The sequence below is a fragment of the Pseudomonas sp. URMO17WK12:I9 genome (assembly GCF_900230165.1).
GTDB classification, from domain to species: domain Bacteria; phylum Pseudomonadota; class Gammaproteobacteria; order Pseudomonadales; family Pseudomonadaceae; genus Aquipseudomonas; species Aquipseudomonas fulva.
This window is the reverse complement of the sequence record NZ_OCMQ01000007.1, coordinates 199,790-226,501: the sequence shown is the minus strand read 5'-3', so window position 1 is coordinate 226,501 and position 26,712 is coordinate 199,790. Positions and strand designations below refer to the sequence as shown.

Below are 26,712 nucleotides of genomic sequence, written 5' to 3'. Positions count from 1 at the left end.
CATTGCGGATAGGCCGCTAGCCGCCGTTATGTTCAACGTAGGGGGGTAGAACCTCGTATGATCAGCGACGCTTTGAAATCGATGCGCCGGGCGGCGCCTTGTTCACCGTGCAGGCGACTGAGCAAGTGCTCGAACGCTGCCATGCCGATGCGTTCGGTGGGCTGCGCCAGGGCCGTGATGCCGTTGCCTACCAAGGGGTACCAGTCAAGGTCGTCCAAGGCGATCACCCCAACATTACCGAACAGCGCATGCCCGGCCTCGCGCAATGCGGTGGTGACCGCCAGCGTTGCAACGCCGTTGAGGGTGAAAAGTGCCTTGGGACGGGTGCCGTTGCTGCCCAGGAAACGGATGAGCGCTTGTGACAATCCCGGGCCGGTCTGCACGACCTCGCACTGCATGTCGGCGCGGCTTTGGACACAGGCTGTCAATGCCTGGACCCGCTCGGCTCGCGAGCTGGTACCGTCCAGCGGCTCGGTGACGGCGAGAATGTCCCGGTAACCCCGAGCGTGCAGATGCTCGACACCCTGCTGCATCGCTTGAGCGTTGTCCAGGCCGACCAGATCGGCGTTAATCTCAGGTAACTGCCGGTCGACCAGCACGATGGGCAGGTCACGCATGACGGTATGCAACTCACCTGGGTGGTGGCCCAGGGTGTTCACGATCAGCCCTTCCACGTTGTAGGACTGCAACGCGCGCAGATGGTGGCGCTCTTGCTCGTCATCGCGGTTGGTGTTGCACACTACAAGGCTGTAGCCATGCTGGCGGCAAGCCGTCTCCACGCCGTGCATGACTGCGACCGAATAGGGATTGAGAATATCGGCGACCAGCATGCCGATCAGTCGTGTCTGCCCGCGCTTGAGCCCGCGCGCCATCTGGTTCGGCCGATAGCCAAGCTGCTCGATCACCTCGCCCAGGCGTTGGGCCGTGGCATCGGCCAGCAACTGGCGATCGCCTCCGATGTACCGGGAAACGGTGGCCTTGGAGACACCTGCGACACGGGCCACCTCGCTGATGGTGACACGGTCGCGCGCTGGCGCGGGTGCTGGGCTCATGATGGGACCTTGTGGTTGTTGTGATCATGATGAAACCGGTTTCACTAGAACAAAAAATGCCTATACGCGTCAATCCACCGTTGATCGGGAATGCTGTTTACTGCCGGTTCAAACAGTATGAGGACCCTGTGGAAGCGGCCTAGCCGGGGCGCCGGACCAGCCGTGATGGGCCGCCCAGAAGCCCCAGCGATGTAAGATACGAAGCTAAAATCTGGGGGCCGCTGCGCGGTCTATCGCGGCCGGAAGGGCTTTGACTCTCGGGATTCCAGGCTGCAGGGGCAGTGCAAACACAGGGCCCCTGGCAGCGGCATAGCCCTGCAGCGCTAGTGCTCGGTCACCTGCCCGAGATCATCACCCGATGTCTGCTTCATGTCGCTTGTGCGAAGCTTTTTCACCGCCTTGACCTCGATAGGCTCACCCTGGTTACCCCAGCTGGTGCGGATAAAGTTGACCACGTCAGTCACCTCCTGGTCGCTCAGGCGCCAGCCATAGGCCGGCATGGTGAAGTTCGAGGGCGCCGTGCGGGTCGCGGGCAGGGTCCCACCCTTGAGTACCAAATGAATCAACGAGGTAGCATCCTGGGTCTGCACCACCGGGTTACCGGCAAGCGCTGGGAAGACGCGCGTGTACCCCTTGCCATCGGTGCGGTGGCAGGCGGCGCAATTGTCGATATATACCCCAGCCCCTGGCTTGCTGTCGTCGCCTTTCCACAGCGCATCCGCCACTTGCCGGTCGTAGACGTGGGGCGTGTCATTCGGATTGCTGGGCGGCAAGGTCTTCAAGTAGCGCGCTATGGCTGTCAGGTCGGCGTCGCTCATGTACTGCATGCTGTGCTCCACCACATCGCTCATGCCACCGAACACGGCACTGGTGTCGCTGCGGCCAGTCTTGAGAAACTGCACCAGCTGTGCCTCGCTCCAACTGCCCAGACCATCCTTGTGATCGCCTCGCAGATTCTTCGCCACCCAGCCTTCGAGCGGCGCGCTGCCGGCCAGGAAAGCATCGCCCTCCTTTGCACTTAACGCTTTTTCCTGCATGGTCAGTGCCCTTGGGGTATGGCAGGCACCGCAGTGGCCCAGGCCTTCGACCAGGTAAGCGCCGCGATCGATCACCGGATCTCGCTCGGGCAACGGCTGCCAATGTTCAGGCTTCGGGGCGAATACACCGCGCCAGATCGACAACGGCCAGCGCATGCTCAGGGGCCAAGGAATGTCCGTGTCCTTGTTCGGCTCCTGCACGGGAGTTACGCCCTTCATGAAGTAGGCGTACAACGCCTGCATGTCGGGTTCGGTCAACCGCGCATAGGACGGGTACGGCATGGCCGGGTACAGTGTACTGCCATCCTTGCGGATCCCACGGCGAAGGGCTCGGTCGAAGTCTTCGAAACTGTACTGACCGATGCCCTCGGATGAGGGGGTGATGTTGGTCGAGTAGATCGTGCCAATGGGCGTTTCCATCGGCAACCCACCCGCAAAGGGCTTGCCGTCCTTGGCCGTGTGGCAAGCCACACAGTCCCCTGCACGCGCCAGGTACTCACCCTGGCTAACCAGCGTCTGTTCGGCCTGCGCTGCCTGCGTTGTCTGCGCCGTCATGCCCATACCCACCAGCACAGTGGCGATCAACATTCTGTTCATGCTCATCGCTCCTTACACCGCCACCAGGGGGCCGGGATTCTTCAGGTACCGTTCACGAATGGCCCGTGCCGACCAGTAGGTCAGCGCAGCGACCAGACCGGTCGGGTTGTAGCCAAGCCCCTGCGGGAACGCCGAGGCCCCAGGTACGAACACGTTGTGTACATCCCAACACTGTAAATAGCGGTTCAAAGCGCTGGTTTTTGGGTCGGTCCCCATGATCGCCCCACCGTTGAGGTGAGTCGTCTGGTAGGAGGCAGTATTGAAGTGTTCCTTGACCTGCTTCCCCAGCACCGCAATGGCCTTGGGGTTCATGGCCTTGGCGATGGCGCTGAGCTTGCCGACCATGAACTGGTTCATTCGGATGTCGTTTTCCTGCCAATCGAAGGTCATGCGCAACAGCGGCAGGCCATAAGCATCACGGTAGGTAGGATCCAGGTCCAGGTAATTGCCGCGGTAGGACTGGTGCGCGCCGTGGGCATCCATGGATATCTGGTGGGTGTAGTAGTCGGCGGTGGCCTTTTTCCAGGCGCTGCCCCATGCAGGCGTGCCCGGCGGGTTGCCTACACCTGCGATGGGCCGGGTCCCCGCCTGGTTGACCCACATCGGGGAGCCACCCACGAAGCCGTGAGGGCCATGGTCGAAATTGTCGGCGTTGAAGTCGTCGATCGCCACGCCATTACCACCGGCGCCGATGAAGTTGTTGGTGTGCAAGTCCTTGTCGAAGAAGGCCTTGACCGTGCCCATGTTCTGATAGGCGAAATTGCGCCCGACCACCCCTTCGTTCTTGACCGGGTCGTAGGGCTTGCCGATGCCAGAAAGCAGCATCAGGCGCACATTGTTGAACTGAAAAGCCGACAGGATCACCAGGTCGGCCGGCTGTTCCACCTCACGGCCCTGGGCGTCGATGTAGGTGACCCCGGTCGCACGCTGCTTGCTGTCGTCCAGGTTCACCTTCAGTACATGGGCATTGGGCCTTAGCTCGAAGTGCTCCACCTGGCGCAGCGCGGGCAGGATGTTTACGTTCGGCGATGCCTTGGAGTACATGTAGCACACGTAGCCGCTGCAAAATCCGCAGAAATTGCACGGTCCCATCTGAGCGCCATACGGGTTGGTGTAAGGGCCGGATGTGTTGGCCGAGGGCAGGTTGTAAGGGTGATAGCCCAACGACGAGGTGGCCTTCTGGAAAACCTGAGCCGACACCACGTTCTTCTGCGAGGGCAGCGGGAACGGATTGGAGCGGTCCGGGGCAAACGGATTGCCGCCTTTGCCCTGCCCGACCAGTTCACCCTTGACCGTCCAGGCCTGCCCCGAGGTGCCGAACACCTTCTCGGCGAAGTCGAAGTAGGGTTCCAACTCTTCGTAACTGACGCCGAAATCCTGAATGGTCATGTCCTGGGGGATGAAGGACTTGCCGTAGCGTTCTTCGTAGTGGCTGCGCATGCGCAGCTCCATCGGGTCGACACGAAAGTGTACGCCCGACCAGTGCAAACCGGCACCGCCTACGCCCTTGCCGGGCAGGAACGCGCCCAGCTGGCGGTACGGCAACGCTACATCGTTGACGGTATGGCGTATGGTCACCGTTTCCTTGGAAAGGTCCACGAACAGCTTCTTGCGCACGCTGTAAGTCAGTTCGTCGATCACTTGCGGGTAGCTGCCATCGGGGTAAGTGTCCTGCATGGGCCCGCGCTCCAGCGCCACCACGTGCAGGCCGGCCTCGGTCAGTTCCTTGGCCATGATTGCCCCCGTCCAGCCAAAGCCGACGATCACAGCGTCGACCTTCTTCAATGTGTTGGCCATGCCTCAAGCCCTCTCGCCGCGGATGGACACAGGAGGGAACGGGTAGCGCTCGTTACGCTCTGCCCAATCCATGAAGTCGGCGCGCGCGCCGGGAAAACCGATCAGTTTCCAGCCGACCATGCCCTGGTTGCCCCCATGCACGGGGTCGCAGAAAAAGCCTTCGCGCGTGTTCTGCAGCAGCAGGCTGAAAAATGCTTTGGCCGGCACCTCCTTCAACGCCAGCTCACCAGACTCCAACTGCGCCAGCACCTCGTCCTGCTGCTCGGGGCTGCGCGCGTGAAACGCCTTGTTGCCGTTGGCCAGGCACCATTGGTGCACACCTGCAATTCCCAAGCGGTAGATCTGCTGCGGGGTCAGTTGCAATTGATAGCCAAGCTCGGGTGCCGCATCGGCCTCGAACGGGCCTTGCATGTACCAGAGCCCGCCGCTGGCGTAGGCCGTGCCCATCTGACGGTCGATATACTGCGCAGCGCCGGCCTCGAGGGCACCAGGCCCTAGCGCGTCGGCTGGAATGAGCCGGCTGACCGCTGCCTGGACGAAGGCGAACTCCTCTGGGGTGAAGAACGCAGGATGGTAGGCAGTGTCAGCGGGTTTGGCTTCAGGCTGCTCAGGCGGGCGTACCGGCTCGGCCAGGGCGGTGGCTGCGCCCAGCCCAATACCGGTACTGGCCACCGTTACCACCGGTATCAAGGTCAAGGTCTTGCGCAGGAAGTCCCTGCGGGGGTTGTCCGGTACATGCTCAGACATATGTAATCCTCATCGTCAATCGGCTACCGCGGCCACGGCACGATGAAGACCATCAACGGACGAATGGCGTTCAGAAACGTTTTGAATTATTTGGCGGCTGGCTGATAGTGAACGCTCAAAGACGCCAGCTCTCTTCTGCTGGATAACAGGCTTACTGGAATAGTCAGACTGATGATCCAATCCGATCTTGACCTGTTCGGGGCCCAACCGCAGCAGCTGGCACCCCGCACGGTGCTGTTGCCTGGCGTCGCGCTAGATGACGTCGAGCACGTACTGGATGCGCTTCGCCCGATCCTGCGATCAGCGCCATGGCGGCACATGCGTACGCCTGGCGGTTTGAGCATGGCTGTGGGCCTGACCAACTGCGGCGCACTCGGTTGGATCAGTGACAAACGCGGTTACCGATACAGCCCCGTGGACCCGCTGTCCGGCAGACCCTGGCCGATGATGCCGCCCGTGCTTCTGGCCTTGGCCACGCAGTGCGCTGCGCGTGCAGGGTTCGATGGCTTCGTACCGGATGCGTGCCTGATCAATCACTACCTGCCGGGCATTCGTCTGAGCCTGCATCAGGATCGTGATGAGCAGGATTTCAGCCAACCCATCGTGTCCCTTTCCCTGGGTTTGCCTGCCGTGTTCCTGTTGGGTGGCTTGCAACGCGCGGACAAGACCCAGCGTATTGCCTTGAATCATGGCGATGTGCTGGTGTGGGGTGGTGAAGACCGTCTACGCTTTCATGGCGTCCTGCCCATCAAGCCTGGCGTGCACCCACGCATGGGCCCGCGGCGCATCAACCTGACGTTTCGCAAGGCAGGGGCCTGAACGACGAAGCAATCGAATTGAACGCATGGAGCAGGACTGGGCTCCCATGCAGCCTGCAACCTCCTCGAATGCCTTTCCTACAGGAGATCGTCATGACAAATCTGCATGCCCTAGCACGTACTTCGATCAGAGAGCAGCGATCATGAGAATGCCAGGCCGCGCTCCAAATGCATCGGTGCAACTCGACTACGTCCGCGACACCCTGTTCGGTCCCGTGGCGCAAAGCGTCGAGTGCCAGTGCCAGCTTGCGCCGCTCAACCTGCAAGGTCGGCCTGCACTGCGTCTGCACATCTGCCCGCCTCTGCCTAATAAGGTGCACAGTGCGCACAGTGTCGCGTTCATCTGGGACGGGCGCAGTTACCATGGCGTTGTCAGAGACCAGGGCAAGTGCGGCGACGGTGGGCTCAATCTTCTGCTTGAGTTGCAGTGACGGCCGGTTAGAAGCGAGCTTTGCGCCGCGCGGTCAGGCTAATTTCTTCGAGTGCATGGGAGCACTGTCACGCATTGCGTGTAATTGGCCGACCAGGTTAACCAAGTCCCTGCTGCTGTTCAGACTGCTCAGCGGAACATCGCAAAGCGTGACGGCCTCTGTCAGATCCTGACCATTGCCGAGCCGGATGGTCAGGTGTGAGCCATCGGCACAGTTGATTTCACAACGATCTGGCAAGCATGCCTGTTCGATCATCTGTCGCAGTTCCAGTGTCGATACGCCTAACAGTGACATGGCAGAGAGCCCTCTCTGTATTAACTTGCGGTTGGACAGGCCTGGGGCCAGGCACAGGGCCACAGGAAGAGGAACCTGTCGGTGCGCATGTGGATATGCGTTATCGATCGTGCGGGGTTCCATCTGCACCTTAGCTGAAGAACCCGAGCGGTGCTGGGTAGTTCGAGCCGTGTCGAATCGGTGCGACGGGTGGTGCTTCGCGCTCCAGGACGGTGCGCGTTCAGGGCATACGGCCGAACTTCCCCAACTGAAAGCCTTCGATGGACTCGATGATTTCTTCCCGCGTGTTCATCACGAAGGGACCGTATGCCACCACAGGCTCGTCGATAGGCTCACCGCTCAGCACCAGCACACGGGCGGGCTGCAGGGCTTCAAGCAGCACATCGGCACCGTCACGGGCCAATAGCGTCACTGAGCACGGGCCGGCCTCGCTGACCTGGTTCAACCGCAAACCGCCTTGCAGGGTCACCACCGCAGCCGTGCGGCCTGCCGGGATAGGGAGCACCAGTTTAGCGCCGGCCTCAAGGTCCAGGTCCCACACGTCCATCGGCGTAAACGTGCGCGCCGGCCCGCTCACCCCCTGGTACTCACCTGCGATCACACGCAGGCTGCCCGCGCCCGCACCCAGATTCACCGTGGGGATATCGGCGCTGCCCAGGGTCTGATAGCCGGCCGGAGCGCGCTTGAATCGGGCCGGAAGGTTCACCCACAGTTGCACTGACTCCAACACGCCTGCGCTGCGGGCGAATCCGGGTGAGTGAAACTCTTCATGAACGATGCCGTCTGCAGCGGTCATCCACTGAACGTCACCCGATCCTATTACTCCGCCGGCGCCCGTTGAGTCGCGATGCTCCAGTTCGCCTTGGTAAACGATCGTGACTGTCTCGAAACCCCGGTGCGGATGAGCCCCTACGCCGCGACGCGTCGAGGTGGGGGCGAAGGTGTGGGGCCCGGCGTAATCGAGAAGCAGAAACGGGCTGGTGCGACTGACGTCGTCGTCATAGGTGAACAGGCTTCGCACCGGAAAGCCATCGCCTACCCAGTGCCCGGCAGGATTGGAATGGGTATGCAAAATCGTCTTCATCGTGCGCTCCTCAACGTCCGGGTGCCACCTTAACGTTGCATCGACTCACGGGCTAGCTACCTGAAACGGTCCAGCCTGTTCTACCGGTAGGACGCTGGGTCGAAGGAAAGCCAGCACGTCCTGCGCCGCAGCCTCAGGGTATTCCTGCATGAAACAGTGTCCGCCGCCCACCTCCTGAACACTGACATGAGGGTTGAGCGCTGCCAGCCGTAACGCCGAGGCCCGCACATAAGGGTAAGTCTGGCTGCCGTACAGCACACGCGTCGACACGCCGATACGCGACAGGCTTGACCACAGGTGGGACGGATAGGTACTGAAGATGTCCACTTCGCGGCTTGGGCGACACTTGAGCAGCACGCCGCCCTCGCCTTCGGCGATCGCATGCGACACATAGGCCTGCAATGCCGCGTCGCTCCAGCCTTTGAAGATGCCCCGCCCTTGCAGGGAAATCATGGCTGAGTGGCGGTCGGGCCAGGTGCTGCGCCTGCCGGCCGTTTTGCGCGCCAGCGCATGGTGCCGGTTCAGCCCGAAGCAGGCGGCCAGCTTCATCGAAAACAGCATGCGCCTACTGAAAATCACCGGGTCGAGCAGCACAGCGCGCTCGAACAACTGCGGCTCACTGGCCAGCAACAACCCGGTGAGCACCCCGCCGAAGCTGTGGCCGATGGCAAGGCGGGGTACGTCTGCGTACTCAGCCACATGCGCGCTGAAAGCTTCAGCCGCCAGCGCTGCCGTGCGGTTCCAGCCACGGAACGGGCCTGCGTGGTCACTGTCGCCGTGCCCCTGAACGTCGCTGAGCCAGAGATCGAAGTGTTGCCCCAGTTGCATCAGCAGCGGTTGGTAGGCGAGCGAGCAAAACCCGTTGCCGTGCAGAAAGTGCAGCAGGGGCCGCCCTGTAGGCTCGCTGCGCCAGCCGCGCAGGGTGAACCCTTCGCTACAATCGTGGGACCACGGTGTCAGTTGCATGGTGGGCGCTGCCTTCTGCCTCAAGGGTGGAACGTAGATTCTACAAACAGCAGCGGGTAGAGCGAAACGACCAGCAGTGCAGCCATCAGGACATTGAACAGCATCAGCCAGCGTGGGTTTTGCAGCAGGCCACGAAGGGCACTGCCGAACATGACCCACACACCGACGCTGGGCAAGTTCACCAAGGCAAACACGGCGGCGATGACCACCACGTTGGCAACGTAGCCTTGCGCTGGGGTGTAGGTCGTTATCGCACCTATGGCCATCACCCAAGCCTTTGGGTTGACCCATTGGAAGGCAGCCGCGGCCCAAAAGCCAATCGGCTTTGGCTCTGCCGTAGAGGCGGTGCCAACCGGCCCTGAGGTGGCAATTTTCCAGGCCAGGTACAGCAGATAGGCCGCTCCGGCATAGCGCAACACGGTATAGAGCGCAGGCCAGGCCTTGAAGACCTCTCCCAGACCCAAGCCGACGGCAAGGACCATGACCATGAACCCGACGCTGACGCCCAGCGCGTGTGGCACCGAGCGGCGCACACCGAAATTCACGCCCGAAGCCAACAGCATGGTGTTGTTGGGCCCGGGGGTGATGGAAGAAACGAAAGCGAACAGCACGAAGGCGATCAAGAGGTCGAGCGAGGCGAACATGACGGGTATTCCACTGGGTTCAGGAAAGGATTCACACTAGCCCATAGCCCTTTGCCCCCTAGCAGTACAGATATAGAGAATTTTGCAGATACACATAGCTGTATCACTCGCAGCCGATAAAGGATAAGCGCTCGATGAGTCTTGTAATTCGCCCTGCCCTACGCACCGATGCCCAACAAATTCTGGACTTCATTACCGAATTGGCCGAGTACGAACGCGCCCGAGAAGAGGTACTGGCCACTACCCAGGACATCGAGCGCAGCCTGTTCGACGCCGACAGCACCGTCCATTGCCTGATGGCCGAACGTGAAGGCCGTGCGATTGGTTTTGCCATCTACTTCTACAGTTACTCGACCTGGCTCGGGCGCAATGGCATCTACCTGGAAGACCTTTACATCTCGCCCAGCGACCGTGGCGATGGCGCCGGGCGCCAGTTGCTCAGGTACATTGCCAAGCAGGCGGTTGCCAAAGGCTGCGGTCGCCTTGAATGGAGTGTGCTGGATTGGAACGAGCCGGCCATCGGGTTCTATGACGCACTGGGGGCGCAACCACAAACGGAGTGGCTGCGTTATCGGCTCGATGGCGAGCGGCTGATTGCCTTCGCCCAGCAATGATCGAGCGTAGCCTGTGCATTTGACGCAACGCGGCCCGCGTGCTTTTCTATCGCATTGCGTCAGGTGCCCCTAGAGGGTGAAACGGGAAATCGGTGCGTCGCAGGCTTGCCTTACAGGCCTGGACTATTCCGGTGCTGCCCCCGCAACGGTAAGCGAGTGAGGCGTCTTTACCACTGTGCCGCCAGATACGGCATGGGAAGGTGACGCTGCCCAGGAGATACCCTCCTCCTCCTCGCAAGCCCGGAGACCGGCCTGACGTTCATCAACACCCCGCGGTGGGCGGGCGCTGTCGCATTCCTGCGGGTATCGCCCGCAGCTGCCGCGCCTGCCCGTCGCCTACACGCAGAGGAAGGCGCCAATGCCCGTCACTACCCGCCCGCACGTTAGCAGCATCGTTGCACCCGTATCCCTCAGTCAACGCATTGTCGTGGCTGCAAGCGCCGGCCTGCTGGGCCTGTGCCTGGTTTACTTTGCCGGCTTCTCGCACATCGAAGCCGTTCATAATGCTGCGCATGACACCCGTCACAGCGCCGCCTTCCCCTGCCACTGAGTTGCCGCCCATGATCACGCACATCGCCCGTACGGCGGGCTTCAGCGGACTGCTGGCGGCACTGTTGCTGACCGTACTGCAAAGTTTGTGGGTCAGCCCGTTGATCCTGCAAGCGGAGACATACGAGGCGTCGGCGCCGGCACATTCGCATGCCCAAGGTACCGAGGCCGCCCATGAGCACAGTGACGAGGCCTGGTCGCCTGAAGAGGGCTGGCAGCGCACGCTCTCGACCACCGGCGGCAACCTGGTGGTGGCGGTGGGGTTCGCCTTGATACTGGCTGGTTTGTACAGCCTGCGCCAACCGCGCACCACGGCCAGCGGTGCTGCCTGGGGCCTTGCTGGTTTCGCCGTGTTCTGTCTGGCGCCCACGCTCGGATTGCCGCCGGAGCTTCCGGGAACCGCGGCGGCGGACCTGGCGCAGCGCCAGGTTTGGTGGGCTGGCGCTGCGGGTGCCACGGCCGTAGGCCTGGCACTGCTGGTATTCGCCCGCCATTGGGCATTGAAGGTGTTGGGCGTCATTGTCCTGGTGTTGCCCCACGTCATAGGCGCCCCTCAGCCTGAAGTGCACCAGAGTTTGGCTCCAGCAGCCTTGGAGACCCAGTTCCAGCTGGCGTCCTGGCTTACCAATGCAGCATTCTGGCTCGCCCTTGGCCTGATCAGCGCAGGCCTGTATCGTCGCTTCAGCCGCTCGGTGTGAAGCCGTTCTATGCAGGGTTTGGCTGCCGCGGTGGTTGCCCGATGGACAGGTTGTTGACCTTGCTCGAACAAGGCCTCGCTCAGCGGGGCCTGGACGCTGCGTACCTTCACGGTATCGCCAGCATCGATCTCAAGGCGCACGAGCCGGGGCTGCATGCATTGGCGAGCCATCTGGCGCTGCCTCTGTTGTTCTACCCTGTATCGCACTTGAATCGCTTCGAAGCGCATTTGAGCCACCGCTCAGCCGTCGCTTTTGCGCACAGCGGGTGCTGGGGCGTGGCAGAGAGTGCAGCACTGGCAATGGCCGACCAGTACAATGGCGAAACGAAGCTTCTGATCACGCGTCAAACCCTGGGCCCTGCGACCCTCGCCATCGCTCATTGATCCCGCTCACCCTTGTCAATCATTCAGGAATACCATGACGGTTTATTTCATCGGCGCCGGCCCCGGCGACCCCGAGCTGATCACGGTCAAGGGGCAGCGCCTGATTCGCACCTGCCCTGTCATCATTTATGCCGGTTCCCTGGTCCCTCTTGCCGTTCTGGAAGGTCACTGCGCCGACACCCTGATCAACAGCGCAGAACTGCATCTTGAGCAGATCATCGACGCCATTGAGTGCGCCCATGCCCAGGGCAAGGATGTCGCACGCGTGCACAGCGGTGATCCGAGTCTTTATGGCGCTATCGGTGAGCAGATCCGCCACCTACAGCGTCTTGGCATCGATTATCAGATTGTGCCGGGCGTCACCGCCGTGGCTGCGAGCGCCGCGTTGCTGGGATGCGAATTGACCTTGCCCGACGTCGCTCAGAGCGTGATCCTTACTCGCTTCGCAGACAGCTCGCCCATGCCAGCCGGCGAGCAGTTGGAGGCGCTTGCGCGCCATGCCACGACGCTAGCCATTCACCTGGGGGTCAAGCACCTGGCACGCATCGTTGAGCAGCTGCGGCCTCACTACGGTGGCGACTGCCCCATTGCCGTGGTTTACCGCGCCACCTGGCCGGACCAGGACTGGGTGCGAGGCACACTGGACGACATCGTCGAGCGCGCCGCCCTCAAAGGTTATCGCCGCACCGCGTTGATTGTGGTGGGCCGAGTGCTGGGTGACACGCCGTTCGCCGAATCGGCCCTTTACCGTGCCGGACATGCGCACCTGTACCGCGCCTAGCTTGCGAGCCAGTTCCAGCCCGGAGCACACTGCCTCCAGACCCTCCCGACAGGAACCACGCCTATGCTGGAATTACGCCCCAACTGCGAGTGTTGCGATGCCGACCTGCCCGGTGACAGCCTCGATGCCTTCATCTGCTCCTTCGAATGCACGTTTTGCCGAGGGTGTGCGCAGGGACGCTTGCATGGTCGATGCCCCAACTGCCAGGGCGTTCTTTCGACTCGTCCCGCGCGCGTGGGCAAATCGTTGGCTGAACACCCTGCATCTTCACTGCGCGTAAACAAAGTACACACTGCCTGTACCTGATCATACGGTTCGGCGGCCAACGCGAGGCCACAAGCTGCTGAACCGCCCGCCTTTTTGTAGGATTTTTCATCGGCTCCTTCAAGGTTATTCAACACTTCTATACTCGGCATTATCAAAGTTCGGTAATGGTCGTATCTTGCTGCGCTTCTGACTAACCCGCTTACAGAAGTATTCCTGAGTGTCCCAGGAAGCGGACCATATCTGAACAGGAGTTTTCCCAATGACCAATGTGCTGATCGTGGACGACCACCCCGTCGTCCGTATGTCCCTGCGCATGCTGCTCGAACATGAACGTTTCAATGTCGTTGCAGAAGTGGGCAATGGCAGTGAAGTCGCGCAAATGGCACGCGAGCTCAAACCGGACGTGGTGATTCTCGACATCGGTTTGCCTGGGCTGGACGGAATGGAAGTTATCAAGCGCCTGCAATCACTCGATCAGGTGCCCAAGATCATGGTGCTCACTGGCCAGGCGACCGACTTGTATGTACGCCGCTGTCTGGACGCAGGCATCGGCGCATTCGTGACCAAGGATGAAGATCACGACGCCTTGCTGTTCGCGCTCAAGGCCCTGGTAAAAGGCTATTCGACGTTCCCGCAGATGTCGGTCAACAGCAATTCGCTCGAAAGCGAGCCCATGCGCCTGGCGAGCCTTTCCAACCGCGAAATGGAGGTTCTCAGGCGTCTGGCCCGTGGAGAAAGCAACAAGAACATCGGCAGTAGCATGAACCTCAGCGCCAAGACCATCAGCACCTACCGTGGCCGGATCATGGATAAGCTCAAGACCGAGTCGCTGGTGGAAATGGTGGACCTGGCCAAGCGCAACCACGTCTACTGATGAGCGGTGCATGACGATTAAACGTTTGCTGGCCAGTACCCTCCTGCTGATGGTACTGGCAGGGCCTGTCGCGCAGTCGCTGGCGAGCGAGACGCGCAGTTTGCTGGCCCGTTCGGTGAGCGCCACGCAGCCCTTGAATCTGCAAACGGCCGAGCGCCAGTGGCTGGACGCTCGCAAGCGCCTGGTGCTGGGCACCTCACGGCCGGACTATCCACCATTTGATATCAACGTAAGTCCCAGTGACTACGAAGGTCTGACAGCGGATTACGTCGGCATCATCGCTGAGTTGTTGGGTATAGCCGTCGAAGTAAAGCGTTTCGATAGCCGTTATCAGGCCATTGAGGCGCTGCATGAAGGACGTGTGGACGTACTGGGCAGCTCCAACAGCTTTGAGGCTGCAGACGCTGGGTTGAGTCTGAGTACATCGTATGCCGATGACCTGCCGGTGATCGTCACGCGCGAAGGCCAGCGTCTTGCACCGGCCCACGATCTTGCAGGGCTGCGTCTGGCCATGGTTGACCATTATCTATCCGCCAATCGTGCCCGCGCCCTTTACCCGGCAGCGCAGCTGGTTTTGTATCGCTCCACCCAGGCTGGCCTTGCCGCTGTGGCTATGGGCGAAGCCGATGCCTACCTGGGCGATGCAATCAGCACAGACTATCTGATCGGCAAGACCTTCAGAGGTGCCCTGCGGATCGATCACTTCTCACCCATCGTCCCAGAAGCGTTTGCCTTTGCAGTGGCACGCGATAACGATGCGCTGCGTCAACTGCTCGACAAGGCACTGCGCCGGATTGGGGAAAGCGAGCGCCTGGCCATCCTCAAGCGCTGGAGCAACAGCAATACCAGTCTTTTGTTGCAGCGCCACCTGAGTGTACTGACAGATGAGGAGCAAGCCTGGATCAAGGCTCACCCGGTGGTAGACGTGTTGATCAATCCGGCCTTGGCACCCTTGACGTTCTACGATGATCAGCAGCGACCCAGTGGCATAACCCTGGACCTGCTTAAACAAATTACCCTAAGGACCGGGCTGCATTTTCATACCAGGCAAGCCGAGTCTGCCCAGTCCATGATCGACCGTCTGGGCCAGCGCGACGCACTGATGATCGGCGCATTGGGTTACGGCGCTGAACGGTCCAAACAAGTGCGCTACACACGGCCCTACCTGATCAGCCCGCGCGTGCTCGTTACCCGCGTCGATAACCCTTCGCAAGCCGGCATCAAGCGCTTTGAACCGCAACGAATCGCATTTATTCGCAATTCTCCGCAACGCGCCATGCTCCAGCAGCGCTACCCCCGGGCGCGGCTTGTCGAAGTCGACAACCCGCTGGACCTGATGGAGGCGGTTGTCAATCGCAGCGCTGATGCCGCGTTGAGTAGCCATATCAACGCGGCCTATTACATCAGTCACGTCTTCAAGAACCGCCTTCAGATCGCGAGCATCCTTGACGAAGACCCAGCCGTTGCGGCGTTTGCCGTCGCGGCCGATCAACCCCAACTGCAATCGATCCTGGACAAAGCATTGCTGAGTATAGCGCCCGAAGAACTTGAGCAACTGATCAATCGCTGGAGGACGAGCACCGTGGTCAGCGACAGCCCATGGCGCAACTACCGAGAACTGGCGCTCCAGGTGCTGGTGATTGCCGCGTTGCTGATCGCAGGTGTCGTCTTCTGGAACAGCTACCTGCGCAAACTGATCCAGAAGCGGGTCGAAGCCGAGCGCGCCCTGCAGACACAACTGGCGCTGAGCCGAGGCTTGCTGGAGCAACTTCGCCATGCCAAGGATGAAGCCGAGCAGGCCAGCCTCATGAAAAGCACGTTCCTGGCCACCATGAGCCATGAGATACGCACCCCCATGAACGCCGTGCTCGGCTTGTTGGAACTGGCGCTCGAGGACAGTCGCGCCGGTCGATGCGATACCCACATGCTCAAGACAGCCCATGAGTCGGCACTGGGGCTGCTAGGGTTGATAGGCGATATTCTCGATATTTCCAGGATCGAGTCAGGCCACATCAGTTTGCAGCCCATCCCCACCGACCTGGTGGACCTGGTGCGCGCTACCCTTCGCGTGTTCGAGGGCAATGCGAGGTTCAAGGGCCTTGAGCTCGCCTGTGACCTACCCACCGAACCGGTCTGGGTCCAGGTAGATGCTGCGCGCCTGAAGCAGGTGCTGTCGAACCTGATCAGCAATGCGATCAAGTTCACCGACCGTGGTGAAGTCCACACCGCGATGCGCACCTCGGTACAGGGCGAACTCCAGCGCGTCGAGCTCTGTGTGCGCGATTCGGGTATCGGCATAAGCCCTGCGGACCAGGCACGCCTGTTCAATGCATTCGTACAGGTCGACGGGCCCCGTGCGCGCCAGGGCACTGGGCTGGGCCTGGTCATCAGCCGTGCCCTGGCCGAGCTCATGGGCGGTACGCTGACACTGCAGAGTGTGGAGGGAGTGGGTACCAGGGTCCAGATCCTCATGGCCCTGCCCCAGTGTACGCCCCAGATCATTTCTGACGGGCAGGACCCAACCACGGGCCTTGATGCTTGCCCGTTGCACATCCTGGTCGTGGACGACTACCCGGCCAATCTGCTGTTGCTTGAACGTCAGTTGCGCGCCTTGGGCCATCAGGTGACCCAGGCGCAGAACGGCGAAATCGCGTTGCAGCTTTGGCGAGAAACGCGCTTTGACGTGGTGATCACCGACTGCAGCATGCCTGTGATGGACGGTCATGAGCTGGCCTGCTGTATCCGTGCTCAAGAGCGCCAGCAAGGCCTGTCGCCCGCGACGATTCTGGGGGTAACCGCCAATGCCCAGGCCGAAGAGCGGGAGCGATGCCTGGCGAGCGGGATGGATGACTGCCTGTTCAAGCCTATCGGCCTGCATGGCCTAAAGGCACACCTGCCGCAGGCGGCTCGCAAGCCACCAGCAGCCCCTGCACCTGCCCGGCCCGGCGGCTTGAACCTGGCCGAGCTGCGTCACTTGACCCGCGACGACGACGATTTGATCAGGCATCTGATCGAGCAATTGTCGCAAAGCGTGGCCGAAGACCTTTCAACGCTGCGCACCCTGGATGGGCAGCCGCCGGACGGGACGCTCAAGGCATTGGTTCACCGCATCAAGGGTGGGGCCAAGATGCTTAAGGTACGTCACTTGGTCGCCGACTGCGAAGCACTCGAGCAGGCGCTTGTAGCAGGTGATCCTGTAGACAACTTGTGTCGGGTACTCCAGGACACCCTGCAAACACTGCACAAAGACCTGATCGCTACCTTGGAAGCCATGCCCAGACCATCAGAGCCGAATTGAGTCACTCGCACCAGGTGCGCGTGAAACCTCAGGAGCTTTCTCGCACCATCAACTCAAACCCCAGGTCCTGCCGGGCTGGCGTCACGGCTTTGCCATCGAGCAGCGTCAACAACGCCTGGGCGGCGACACGTCCCACCGCAGCCCTTGGCGTGCGAATGGAAGTAAGCCTGGGCACCATGTGCGCCGAAGCCGGCAGATCGTTGAAGCCGACCATGGCCACCTGCTGCGGGACACGGATGCCCTGGCGCAGCGCTTGAAGCACCGCGCCTTGGGCAAGGTCATCGTTGCAAAAGAAGATGCCATCCACCTCGGGGGCTTGTCTGATCAGGCGGCTGAACAACTCCCCTCCCAGTGCGATCGAGGACGGGGCCGGGGTCAGGACCTCACGCTCGGGCGCGTGCAACCCAGCTTCGGCCAGCGCTAGCCGAAAGCCCTCAGCCCGCTGCATGACCCGGGGATCCAGCTGTGCTGCAATAAATCCAGGCCGAGTGCAACCGCGTTCGATCAGGTGTTGGGCTGCGGCCCGGCCAGCCTGATGTTGGGAAAAGCCTACCGCCAACGCGTCGGCCTCCCCGTCCAGTTCCATCATGTGCACGCAGGGTACGCCACTGGCCGCGAGCATCTGACGCGAAGCGTCAGTGCGTTCGAAACCGGTCAGCAGCATGCCACAAGGCTGATAGGCCAGGTAATTGCGAATGAGGTTTTCTTCCTCGGCGGTATCGTAGTGGTAGTTGCCGATCAGCACCTCCAGCCCTCGTGGGCGCATCACATCATGGATGGCTTCCAGTGTGTCGATGAACAACTGATTGGACAGCGACGGTATGAGCACCACGACCGAGTGGCTGCGGGCAGATGCCAACGCGCGGGCGGCGGGATTGGCCACATAGCCAAGGGTGGTGGCCGCAGCCACAACCTTGGCCGCGAGTTCAGGGGCCACGGTACTGACGCCGCGCAAGGCCCGGGATGCAGTGATGGGGGAAACCCCGGACAGTCTGGCGACTTCAGCCAGGGTGGGACGACCAGTTGTGCGCGAACCAATGCGGGCCATAATGTTGTAATTTTACTACTTGCAAGGACTGGGAACGGCCTCTAAGGTAGCGCTGTCTCAGGACGTAGGCAACGGCTGTTTGCCGGTTGCTCTCAGGTGATTGCCGCACGGCGTCCATACTGCGTAAGCACAAGATCAATAAACATTGGGGAGACCGCGCTGCCCGAGCCCAAGACAGCGCTGTCCCACCCAGCAGGAGGTACAGATGAATTCTCCACTGCCCGCCATCGTGGTCATGGGTGTGGCCGGGTGCGGCAAGAGCTGCATTGCGTCTGCCATCGCCGCCTACAGCGGCGGACACCTGATCGAAGGTGACGCGTTCCACCCGCAGGCCAATATCGACAAGATGAGCGCCGGTATTCCCTTGGATGACCATGACCGTGCCGGTTGGCTGGTACGCCTGGGCCAGGAGATGCAAGCGACGAGTGAGGCCGGCATGCGGCCGATTCTCACCTGTTCCGCACTCAAGCGCAGCTACCGCGACACATTGCGCTGCGCGATGCCTGGGCTGATGTTCGTCTTTCTTGAGCTCACCCCTGCCCAAGCTGAGCAACGGGTTCTGGCGCGACCAGGGCATTTCATGCCGGCCAGCCTCATCCAGAGCCAGTTCGCCGCCCTTGAGCCGCCCTACGATGAACCGCTCACCCTGACGCTGGACGCCACTCAGCCGATCGTTGCGCTTGCCGAGGCGGTCGACGGCTGGCTCAAGCGCTGCGCCGAGCACAGTGTTGCGCAGACTGCCTGAGTCTGCTCGCATTTCGGACCGTCAAGACAGCGCTGTCTTAGCCCATTCATGCAATGACTTACCCAACAAGCTACGCCAAAAACAACGATAAGACCGAGGCCTATACACCATGTTCGGACTGGCTACTGATACTTTCCTGCTCCTCGACGCGCTGGTTACCATCGTCGGGCTGATCCTGCTTATCACTCATTTCAAGGTGCACCCCTTCGTTGCCCTCACCCTGGCTGCCGGCTTCCTCGGCCTGACCTCTGGTATGCCGGTAGCCAAGGTCATGAAGTCGTTCCAGGACGGTTTCGGAGGCGTGCTCGGGTTCGTCGGCATCGTGCTCGCACTGGGTACGATGCTGGGCAAGCTGATGGCCGATTCCGGCGGGGCCGATCAGATCGCTCAGACCCTCATTCGGGCCTTTGGCAAGAAGAACGTGCACTGGGCCATGATGTTTGCTGCCTTTCTGGTGGGCATCCCGCTGTTCTTCGAGATTGGCTTCGTCCTGCTCATCCCACTGGTCTTCATCGTCGCGCGGCGCTCCGGAGTGTCGCTGATCAAGATCGGCATCCCCTTGCTGGCAGGTCTATCCGTCGTGCACGGCCTGGTACCGCCGCACCCGGGGCCGTTGCTGGCCATCGGCATCTTCCATGCCGACATCGGCAAGACCATCTTCTACGGCCTGATCGTGGCCCTGCCCACGGCCATCATCGCCGGCCCACTGTTCGGCAACTTCATCTCGCGCTATATCCCTGGGCACCCTTCACAGGAGCTGATGGACCAGATCGCCAAGGAATCGGACCAGGCCAACCTGCCGAGCTTCAGCGTCACCTTGATCACCGTCTTGCTGCCGGTGGTGCTGATGCTGCTCAAGACCTTCGCCGATGTGGTATTGCCTGCTGAGCACATCGTGCGCCAATGGATGGACCTGATCGGGCACCCCATCACTGCGCTGCTCGCCGCCTTGCTGCTGGCGTTCTACACCTTTGGCTCGGCGCGCGGCTTCAACCGCCAACAGATCATGAAGATGCTCGATCACAGCCTCGCGCCCACGGCTGCCATCGTCCTGATCGTTGGCGCCGGCGGCGGTTTCAAGCAAATGCTGGTCGATACCGGTGTCGGTAACGTGATCGGGCAAATGGCTGTACAGGCCGAGATATCACCGATTCTGCTGGCCTGGCTGGTCGCCGCAGTGATTCGAATTGCCACGGGCTCTGCCACCGTGGCGACCATTACCGGTGCGGGAATCGTGGCACCTGTGATCGACCTGGTGCCTGGGGTCAACCGTGAACTGCTGGTGCTGGCGACCGGTGCCGGGTCGCTGATCCTGTCCCATGTCAACGATGCCGGTTTCTGGCTGGTCAAGCAGTACTTCAACATGACTGTGGCCGAGACCTTCAAGACTTGGAGCATGATGGAGACCCTGCTGTCGGTGGTCGGCATCGTATTCATCATGGCGCTGTCGCTGGTGGTGTGACCGTTGATCGGAGTGCTGGCACTTTGAACGGCCGGGCAAGGCCAAAGGTTACGAACCTGCCCTGCCCGTTGCAAAGGAGATTGCCATGAATCGTCCCAGCTTCCTGTTGCTTGCCCTGCTTGCCTCGCCCCTGGCCCTGGCGGCCGGCACCGGGCCTACCTACCCGGATGACCCGCACAACCAGGCACCCAAGCCGGGTGCAGACAGCACTCTCAACCCGATCGAGAAGCCCATGCCCCGTGATACCGATCCAAGGCTACAGGGCAATGATCCAGACAGCCCGCCGGCGCAGCAGAACGACAACCAGGATTTACCGGGCATGGACGGCACTGGCTCGGAAGGCGCATCAAGCAAGGGTGCAAGCCAGCCCTGACTCATTGGGGGCGCCGGGGGCGCCCCACCGCTGAGCGGCTCCTTCATCACCAGGTGGCGATAGCCGATGGGTTCATATCATTCACCATGATAATAACCTTCAGCCCATTCGATTCGTTCCCCGCACGCAACACACTCACACTCCGCCCATTCCTAATATATTGGCGGAGTTCTCCATGGAGCAGTCACTCAAACCTTTCGGTGTTCCACTTGCAGCCCTCGCAGTGGTAGCGCTCGGCGCTTGCAGCAAAACCCCCGATGCCGCGCAGGCCCCGGCAGCTCCGAAGGTCACCGTGGCCAAGGTGATCGAACAGCCGATCAACGAATGGGACGAGTTCACCGGACGCCTGGAAGCGCCGGAAACCGTCGAGGTGCGCCCCCGTGTGTCGGGCCAGATCGACCAAGTGGCGTTCACCGAAGGCGCCCAGGTACGCAAGGGTGACCTGTTGTTCCAGATCGACCCTCGGCCCTTCCAGGCTGAAGTCCGCCGCCTTGAGGCCCAGCTGCAGCAAGCCAAGGCCAGCGCCATCCGAAGCGCCAATGAAGCTCGCCGGGGCGAGCGTCTACGAGACAGTAACGCCATCTCCGCCGAACTGGCAGAGTCACGCAACAGTGCTGCGGCCGAAGCACGCGCCGGCGTAGATGCCATCCAGGCCCAACTTGACCTGGCTCGTTTGAACCTGAGCTTCACCCGTGTCACCTCCCCTATCAACGGCCGCGTGAGCCGCGCGCAGTTCACCGCCGGCAACATCGTCACTGCCGATGTCACGCCCCTGACCAGCGTGGTCTCCACTGACAAGGTGTACGCCTATTTCGATGCTGACGAACGCGTCTACCTCAAGTACACACAGCTGGCCCGCCAAGGCCAGCGCGGGCAAAGCACCCCGGTCTACCTGGGCCTGACCAACGAGACTGGCAACCCGCACCTGGGGCAGATGAACTTCGTCGACAACCAGGTCAACCCGCGCACCGGCACCATTCGTGGCCGGGCCGTGTTCGACAACAAACGCGGTGAATTCACCCCTGGCCTGTATGCACGCCTGAAGCTGGTCGGCAGCGCTCAATACGATGCGGTGCTGATCAACGACGAAGCGGTGGGCACCGACCTTGGCAAGAAGTTCGTGCTGGTCATGGACAAAGACAACAAGGCGGCCTATCGCGCTGTCGAGTTGGGGCCAAAGCTTGAGGGCTTGCGCATCGTGCGCAGCGGGCTGGGCAAGGACGACCGCATTGTGGTCAGGGGCCTGCAGCGAGTGCGTCCAGGCTCCCAGGTCACCCCTGAAGAAGCGCCAATGGCCAGCGAGCAGACACTGGCCGCGCTTGCCGAGCAACGTCAGGCTCTGGAGGCGAGCACCCGCACGGCCAAAGTGGCCGGCAACACCAATCAGGGCGCCAGCGCGCCTGCGCCGCGCGGTTGAGGAACCCCACCGATGAACTTCTCCAAATTCTTCATCACACGGCCCATCTTCGCGGCGGTGCTGTCACTGGTGCTGCTGATCGCAGGCTCCATTTCGCTGTTCCAGTTGCCCATCAGTGAATACCCTGAGGTCGTACCGCCTACGGTTGTGGTACGCGCCAACTTCCCGGGTGCCAACCCCAAGGTCATCGGCGAAACCGTTGCCGCGCCCCTGGAGCAAGCCATTACCGGGGTCGAGAACATGCTCTACATGTCCTCGCAATCCACCGCCGATGGCAAGCTGACCTTGACCATCACCTTCGCCCTGGGGACCGACCTGGACAATGCCCAGGTGCAGGTGCAGAACCGTGTGACCCGCACGCAGCCCAAGCTGCCCGAGGAAGTGACACGTATCGGTATCACGGTGGACAAGGCGTCGCCCGACCTGACCATGGTCGTGCACCTGACTTCACCGGACAACCGCTATGACATGCTCTACCTGTCCAACTACGCCATCCTGAACATCAAGGACGAGCTGGCACGGTTGGGTGGTGTGGGTGATGTGCAGCTGTTTGGCATGGGCGACTACTCCCTGCGCGTCTGGCTGGACCCGAACAAGACCGCCTCGCGCAACCTGACGGCCACCGATGTGGTCACTGCAATTCGCGAGCAGAACCGCCAGGTGGCCGCGGGTCAGCTGGGTGCTCCGCCGGCGCCGGGCTCCACCAGCTTCCAGCTCTCGATCAACACCCAGGGCCGCCTGGTCAATGAGGAAGAATTCGAGAACATCATCATCCGTGCCGGTGCGGACGGTGAGATCACGCGCCTGAAGGACATCGCTCGTGTCGAACTGGGCTCTAGCCAGTACGCGCTGCGCTCGCTGCTCAACAACCAGCCTGCCGTGGCCATCCCAATCTTCCAGCGCCCGGGCTCGAACGCCATCGACATCTCCGATGAAGTACGCGCCAAGATGGCGGAATTGAAGAAAGACTTCCCCGAGGGCATGGACTACAGCATCGTCTACGACCCTACCGTGTTCGTGCGCGGCTCGATCGAGGCGGTGGTGCACACGCTGTTCGAAGCATTGGTACTGGTGGTGCTGGTGGTCATCCTGTTCCTGCAGACCTGGCGTGCATCGATCATTCCGCTACTGGCCGTACCGGTATCGCTGATCGGCACCTTCGCCGTGATGCACCTGTTCGGCTTCTCGCTCAATGCCCTTTCCTTGTTCGGGTTGGTGCTGGCAATCGGCATCGTGGTCGATGACGCCATCGTGGTAGTGGAGAACGTCGAGCGCAACATCGGGCTGGGTCTCAAACCGCTCGAAGCCACGCAAAAAGCCATGAGCGAGGTGACAGGCCCGATCATCGCCACCGCCTTGGTGCTGTGCGCGGTGTTCGTACCCGCAGCGTTCATCTCGGGGCTGACTGGACAGTTCTACAAGCAGTTTGCCCTGACCATTGCGATCTCCACGGTGATCTCGGCGTTCAACTCGCTGACCCTGTCCCCTGCCTTGGCGGCGGTACTGCTCAAGGACCACCATGCGCCCAGGGACAAATTCTCGCGGCTGTTGGACAGGTTGCTGGGTAGCTGGCTTTTTGCGCCCTTCAACCGCTTCTTCGACCGCGCCAGCCATCGCTACGTGGGCGGTGTCCGCCGAGTGATCCGTTCCAGTGGCATCGCCTTGTTCGTTTATGCCGGTTTGATGGGCCTGACCTATCTGGGTTTCTCCTCCACGCCGACCGGTTTCGTGCCTGCCCAGGACAAGCAGTACTTGGTGGCGTTTGCCCAGCTGCCGGATGCCGCCAGCCTTGACCGCACCGAAGCGGTGATCAAGCGCATGAGCGAGATTGCCCTCAAGCAACCGGGCGTGGCGGACTCTGTCGCGTTCCCGGGCCTGTCCATCAATGGCTTCACCAACAGCCCCAACAGCGGCATCGTGTTCACGCCTCTCAAGCCCTTCGACGAGCGCAAGGACCCCAGCCAGTCGGCCGCCGCCATCGCCGCAGCCTTGAACGCCCAGTTCGCCGACATTCAGGACGCCTACATCGCGATCTTCCCACCGCCGCCCGTGCAAGGGCTCGGCACCATCGGTGGCTTCCGCCTGCAGATCGAGGACCGTGGCAACCTGGGTTACGAAGCGCTGTACAAGGAAACCCAGAACATCATTGCCAAGAGCCATGAGGTGCCTGAGCTTGCGGGACTGTTCACCAGCTACCAGGTCAACGTGCCGCAGGTCGATGCGGCCATCGATCGCGAGAAAGCCAAGACCCACGGCGTGGCCATCAACGATATCTTCGACACTCTGCAAGTGTACCTGGGGTCGCTGTATACCAATGACTTCAACCGATTCGGACGTACCTACCAGGTCAACGTGCAGGCCGAGCAGCAGTTCCGACTCGACGCCGAGCAGATTGGCCAATTGAAGGTGCGCAACAACCGGGGCGAGATGATCCCATTGGCCACGTTCCTCAAGGTCACCGACACCTCCGGGCCCGATCGCGTGATGCACTACAACGGCTTCATCACCGCAGAAATCAATGGCGCAGCGGCGCCTGGGTACAGCTCAGGCCAGGCAGAAGCGGCCATCGAGAAACTCCTGAAGCAGGAATTGCCCAACGGCATGACCTTCGAGTGGACGGACCTGACCTACCAGCAGATCCTCTCGGGCAACACTGCGCTGTTCGTGTTCCCGTTGTGCGTGTTGTTGGCGTTCCTGGTACTGGCCGCCCAGTACGAGAGCTGGAGCCTGCCCTTGGCGGTGACCCTGATCGTGCCGATGACGCTGCTCTCGGCCATTACTGGCGTCATTGTCTCCGGTGGTGACAACAACATCTTCACCCAGATCGGGCTCATCGTTCTGGTCGGGCTTGCCTGCAAGAACGCCATCCTGATCGTGGAGTTCGCCAAGGACGAGCAGGCCAAAGGCCTCGATCCTCTGGCTGCGGTGCTGGAAGCCTGCCGTCTGCGCTTGCGCCCCATCCTGATGACGTCCATCGCGTTCATCATGGGTGTCGTACCGCTGGTGTTCAGCTCGGGAGCAGGCTCGGAGATGCGTCATGCCATGGGCGTGGCGGTGTTCTCCGGGATGATCGGCGTCACGGTGTTCGGCCTGTTCCTGACCCCGGTGTTCTTCTTCCTGATCCGCCGTTTTGTCGAGCGACGTCAGGCCCGCAAGGCCGAGCGCATCCATCCGCTGGAGAACCCTGCATGAACCTGTTCAAACACCTGACACCAAGCCTGCTCAGCCTGGCCCTGGCGGCCTGCGCGGTAGGGCCTGATTACCACGCGCCGGCTACTGCCCCAGCTCAGCTGGACGTCGATGCCCAGGCCAAGGCCTATGACCGCACCCGTTTCGAGAGCCTTTGGTGGAAACAGTTCGACGACCCGACCCTGAACCAACTGGTGCAGGCCTCGTTGGAAGGTAACCGAGATCTACGGGTCGCTTTCGCACGACTCAAGTCGGCCAGGGCGATTCGGGACGATGCCGAAAACGATCTGTTCCCGGTCGTGACCAGCCGTGCCAGCAGTGAAGTGGGCAAAGGCCAGGTGCCTGGCCAGACTGACCATCGGGTCAATGCCGAGCGCTACGACCTTGGCCTGGACATGGCGTGGGAAGTCGACCTGTTCGGGCGGATTACGCGCCAGATCGAAGCCAGCCAGGCTCAGGAAGCAGCAGCGGCGGCTGACCTTCAGCAACTTCAGGTCAGCCTAATCGCCGAGCTGGTCGACGCCTACGGTCAGCTGCGCGGCGCGCAACTGCGTGAACACATAGCCTTGGCGAACCTCAAGACCCAGCAACAATCGCGCACCATCACTGAAACGCTGCGCGATGCCGGGGTGGGTAATGAACTGGACGTGGTACGGGCCGACGCGCGCTTGGCAGGGGTCGAAGCCAGTGTGCCGCAGTTGCAGGCCCAACAGGCCAGATCGCGGCATCGCATCGCCACCTTGCTGGGCCGTCGACCTGACGCAATCGGCGTTGACCTGTCCCCCAAAGCACTGCCAGCCATCGCCAAGGCCTTGCCTGTCGGTGACCCTGGTGAACTGCTGCGCCGACGCCCCGACATACGCAGCGCCGAACGCCAGCTCGCTGCGGCCACCGCAAACGTCGGGGTGGCGACGGCAGATCTGTTTCCCCGGGTGAGCCTGAGCGGTTTCCTGGGCTTCACCGCAGCGCGCGGCTCCCAGCTCGGCTCCTCGGCAGCGGGCGCCTGGGGGTTGGGGCCCAGCATTACTTGGGCGGCCTTTGACTTGGGCAGCGTGAGGGCACGCCTGCGCGGCGCCAAAGCCGACGCGCAAGGCGCGCTGGCTAACTATGAGCAGCAGGTATTGCTGGCGTTGGAAGAGTCGGCCAATGCGTTCAGCGACTACGACAAGATCCAGCAGCGGCTGCTGTCGCTGATGCGCCAGAGCGAGGCCAGCCGCAAAGCGGCCGACCTGGCGTCGATCCGCTACCGCGAGGGGTCAGTCGATTACCTGGTGCTGCTCGATGCCGAGCGCGAGCGCCTGAGTGCGGAGGATGCACAGGCCCTTGGCGAGGTCGACCTCTATCGGGGAATCGTTTCAATTTACAAGGCACTCGGTGGCGGCTGGCAACCTGACACGGTAGCCAGCTCGCACTGAACCGCAGCTCAACAAGCTCCTTTGGTTGGTCCCGGACCGGCCGTTTGCCCCGCAGATCGAGTTCTGCGGGGCTTTTTTTGCTCGGGCCTGCGGGTTTCAGGCAAAGCCTGCCACAGGCGTACCCAGCCCGGT

24 protein-coding genes, 1 pseudogene and 1 riboswitch are annotated in these 26,712 nt (G+C 61.6%); of the genes and pseudogenes, 16 read left to right on the top strand and 9 right to left on the bottom strand.

Annotation, left to right across the window (positions count from 1 at the left end):
• Positions 1–32: 32 nt before the first annotated feature.
• The 4 genes from CRP40_RS15750 to CRP40_RS15735 form a co-directional block, all read right to left on the bottom strand.
• Entirely contained in the window at positions 33–1,052 is a 1,020-nt protein-coding gene (locus CRP40_RS15750; protein ID WP_027914955.1) for a LacI family DNA-binding transcriptional regulator, read from the bottom strand.
• A gap of 323 nt (positions 1,053–1,375) precedes the next feature.
• Positions 1,376–2,686 (bottom strand): cytochrome c, encoded by a 1,311-nt coding sequence (locus CRP40_RS15745; protein ID WP_027914954.1) that lies wholly within the window; start codon positions 2,684–2,686, stop codon positions 1,376–1,378.
• Between the two features lie 12 nt (positions 2,687–2,698).
• Positions 2,699–4,483 carry a GMC family oxidoreductase gene (locus tag CRP40_RS15740; protein WP_027914953.1) on the bottom strand — a complete coding sequence of 595 codons (1,785 nt, stop codon included), beginning with the start codon at positions 4,481–4,483 and terminating at the stop codon, positions 2,699–2,701.
• Between the two features lie 3 nt (positions 4,484–4,486).
• Positions 4,487–5,230, bottom strand: coding sequence for a gluconate 2-dehydrogenase subunit 3 family protein (locus CRP40_RS15735; RefSeq protein ID WP_027914952.1), 744 nt, complete (start codon positions 5,228–5,230; stop codon positions 4,487–4,489).
• 171 nt (positions 5,231–5,401) lie between these two features.
• On the opposite strand from CRP40_RS15735, the gene alkB reads away from it, so the two are divergent.
• The gene (gene alkB, locus CRP40_RS15730) at positions 5,402–6,049 is read left to right on the top strand and encodes a DNA oxidative demethylase AlkB (RefSeq protein WP_027914951.1); all 648 of its coding nucleotides are present in this window, start codon (positions 5,402–5,404) and stop codon (positions 6,047–6,049) included.
• 142 nt (positions 6,050–6,191) lie between these two features.
• Positions 6,192–6,479, top strand: a complete 288-nt coding sequence (locus CRP40_RS15725; protein ID WP_027914950.1) for a hypothetical protein — start codon at positions 6,192–6,194, stop codon at positions 6,477–6,479.
• A 33-nt stretch (positions 6,480–6,512) separates the two neighbouring features.
• Here the strand turns inward: CRP40_RS15725 and CRP40_RS15720 are convergent, their stop codons facing one another.
• From CRP40_RS15720 to CRP40_RS15705, 4 genes are all read right to left on the bottom strand, one after another.
• Positions 6,513–6,773, bottom strand: a complete 261-nt coding sequence (locus tag CRP40_RS15720) for a DUF1652 domain-containing protein (protein ID WP_027914949.1) — start codon at positions 6,771–6,773, stop codon at positions 6,513–6,515.
• Positions 6,774–6,993: 220 nt separating this feature from the next.
• The gene (locus CRP40_RS15715; RefSeq protein ID WP_027914948.1) at positions 6,994–7,857 is read right to left on the bottom strand and encodes a pirin family protein; all 864 of its coding nucleotides are present in this window, start codon (positions 7,855–7,857) and stop codon (positions 6,994–6,996) included.
• A gap of 45 nt (positions 7,858–7,902) precedes the next feature.
• Positions 7,903–8,823: an alpha/beta hydrolase gene (locus CRP40_RS15710; protein ID WP_050587320.1), complete on the bottom strand. Its 921-nt coding sequence runs from the start codon at positions 8,821–8,823 to the stop codon at positions 7,903–7,905.
• A gap of 20 nt (positions 8,824–8,843) precedes the next feature.
• Positions 8,844–9,467 carry a LysE family translocator gene (locus CRP40_RS15705; RefSeq protein ID WP_033695049.1) on the bottom strand — a complete coding sequence of 208 codons (624 nt, stop codon included), beginning with the start codon at positions 9,465–9,467 and terminating at the stop codon, positions 8,844–8,846.
• Between the two features lie 134 nt (positions 9,468–9,601).
• Between CRP40_RS15705 and CRP40_RS15700 the strand changes: the two genes are divergently transcribed.
• From CRP40_RS15700 to CRP40_RS15665, 8 genes are all read left to right on the top strand, one after another.
• Positions 9,602–10,081 carry a GNAT family N-acetyltransferase gene (locus CRP40_RS15700; protein WP_027914946.1) on the top strand — a complete coding sequence of 160 codons (480 nt, stop codon included), beginning with the start codon at positions 9,602–9,604 and terminating at the stop codon, positions 10,079–10,081.
• Positions 10,082–10,125: 44 nt separating this feature from the next.
• Positions 10,126–10,352, top strand: a riboswitch (cobalamin riboswitch).
• A gap of 87 nt (positions 10,353–10,439) precedes the next feature.
• Positions 10,440–10,631 carry a CbtB domain-containing protein gene (locus CRP40_RS15695; protein ID WP_027914945.1) on the top strand — a complete coding sequence of 64 codons (192 nt, stop codon included), beginning with the start codon at positions 10,440–10,442 and terminating at the stop codon, positions 10,629–10,631.
• A gap of 10 nt (positions 10,632–10,641) precedes the next feature.
• On the top strand, positions 10,642–11,328 hold the full coding sequence (locus tag CRP40_RS15690; protein WP_027914944.1) for a CbtA family protein: 687 nt from the start codon (positions 10,642–10,644) through the stop codon (positions 11,326–11,328).
• The gene (locus CRP40_RS15685; RefSeq protein WP_027914943.1) at positions 11,325–11,711 is read left to right on the top strand and encodes a cobalamin biosynthesis protein; all 387 of its coding nucleotides are present in this window, start codon (positions 11,325–11,327) and stop codon (positions 11,709–11,711) included. The genes CRP40_RS15690 and CRP40_RS15685 overlap by 4 nt, the downstream gene beginning before the upstream one ends.
• 34 nt (positions 11,712–11,745) lie before the next feature.
• Positions 11,746–12,492, top strand: a complete 747-nt coding sequence (gene cobM / locus CRP40_RS15680; protein ID WP_027914942.1) for a precorrin-4 C(11)-methyltransferase — start codon at positions 11,746–11,748, stop codon at positions 12,490–12,492.
• A gap of 63 nt (positions 12,493–12,555) precedes the next feature.
• Complete coding sequence (locus tag CRP40_RS15675; RefSeq protein ID WP_081728205.1) at positions 12,556–12,798, top strand: DUF1272 domain-containing protein; 243 nt, start codon at positions 12,556–12,558, stop codon at positions 12,796–12,798.
• A gap of 220 nt (positions 12,799–13,018) precedes the next feature.
• Positions 13,019–13,633, top strand: a complete 615-nt coding sequence (locus CRP40_RS15670; RefSeq protein WP_027914941.1) for a response regulator transcription factor — start codon at positions 13,019–13,021, stop codon at positions 13,631–13,633.
• A gap of 16 nt (positions 13,634–13,649) precedes the next feature.
• A complete protein-coding gene (locus CRP40_RS15665) occupies positions 13,650–16,931 on the top strand; it encodes a transporter substrate-binding domain-containing protein (protein WP_027914940.1) in 3,282 nt (1,093 codons plus the stop codon).
• Positions 16,932–16,959: 28 nt separating this feature from the next.
• Here the strand turns inward: CRP40_RS15665 and CRP40_RS15660 are convergent, their stop codons facing one another.
• Positions 16,960–17,979 carry a LacI family DNA-binding transcriptional regulator gene (locus tag CRP40_RS15660; RefSeq protein ID WP_027914939.1) on the bottom strand — a complete coding sequence of 340 codons (1,020 nt, stop codon included), beginning with the start codon at positions 17,977–17,979 and terminating at the stop codon, positions 16,960–16,962.
• Positions 17,980–18,184: 205 nt separating this feature from the next.
• Between CRP40_RS15660 and CRP40_RS15655 the strand changes: the two genes are divergently transcribed.
• The 6 genes and pseudogenes from CRP40_RS15655 to CRP40_RS15630 all read left to right on the top strand — a co-directional run bounded on the left by CRP40_RS15655 (position 18,185) and on the right by CRP40_RS15630 (position 26,580).
• Positions 18,185–18,724, top strand: coding sequence for a gluconokinase (locus tag CRP40_RS15655; RefSeq protein WP_027914938.1), 540 nt, complete (start codon positions 18,185–18,187; stop codon positions 18,722–18,724).
• 109 nt (positions 18,725–18,833) lie between these two features.
• Entirely contained in the window at positions 18,834–20,186 is a 1,353-nt protein-coding gene (locus CRP40_RS15650; protein WP_027914937.1) for a GntP family permease, read from the top strand.
• An 85-nt stretch (positions 20,187–20,271) separates the two neighbouring features.
• Entirely contained in the window at positions 20,272–20,559 is a 288-nt protein-coding gene (locus tag CRP40_RS15645) for a hypothetical protein (protein WP_027914936.1), read from the top strand.
• Between the two features lie 175 nt (positions 20,560–20,734).
• A pseudogene (mexE, locus tag CRP40_RS15640) lies at positions 20,735–21,910 on the top strand (multidrug efflux RND transporter periplasmic adaptor subunit MexE); the annotation flags it as partial.
• 78 nt (positions 21,911–21,988) lie between these two features.
• Positions 21,989–25,168 carry an efflux RND transporter permease subunit gene (locus tag CRP40_RS15635; RefSeq protein WP_027914934.1) on the top strand — a complete coding sequence of 1,060 codons (3,180 nt, stop codon included), beginning with the start codon at positions 21,989–21,991 and terminating at the stop codon, positions 25,166–25,168.
• Entirely contained in the window at positions 25,165–26,580 is a 1,416-nt protein-coding gene (locus tag CRP40_RS15630; RefSeq protein ID WP_027914933.1) for a TolC family protein, read from the top strand. Before CRP40_RS15635 ends, CRP40_RS15630 begins: the two co-directional genes overlap by 4 nt.
• The last annotated feature ends 132 nt before the right edge of the window (positions 26,581–26,712 follow it).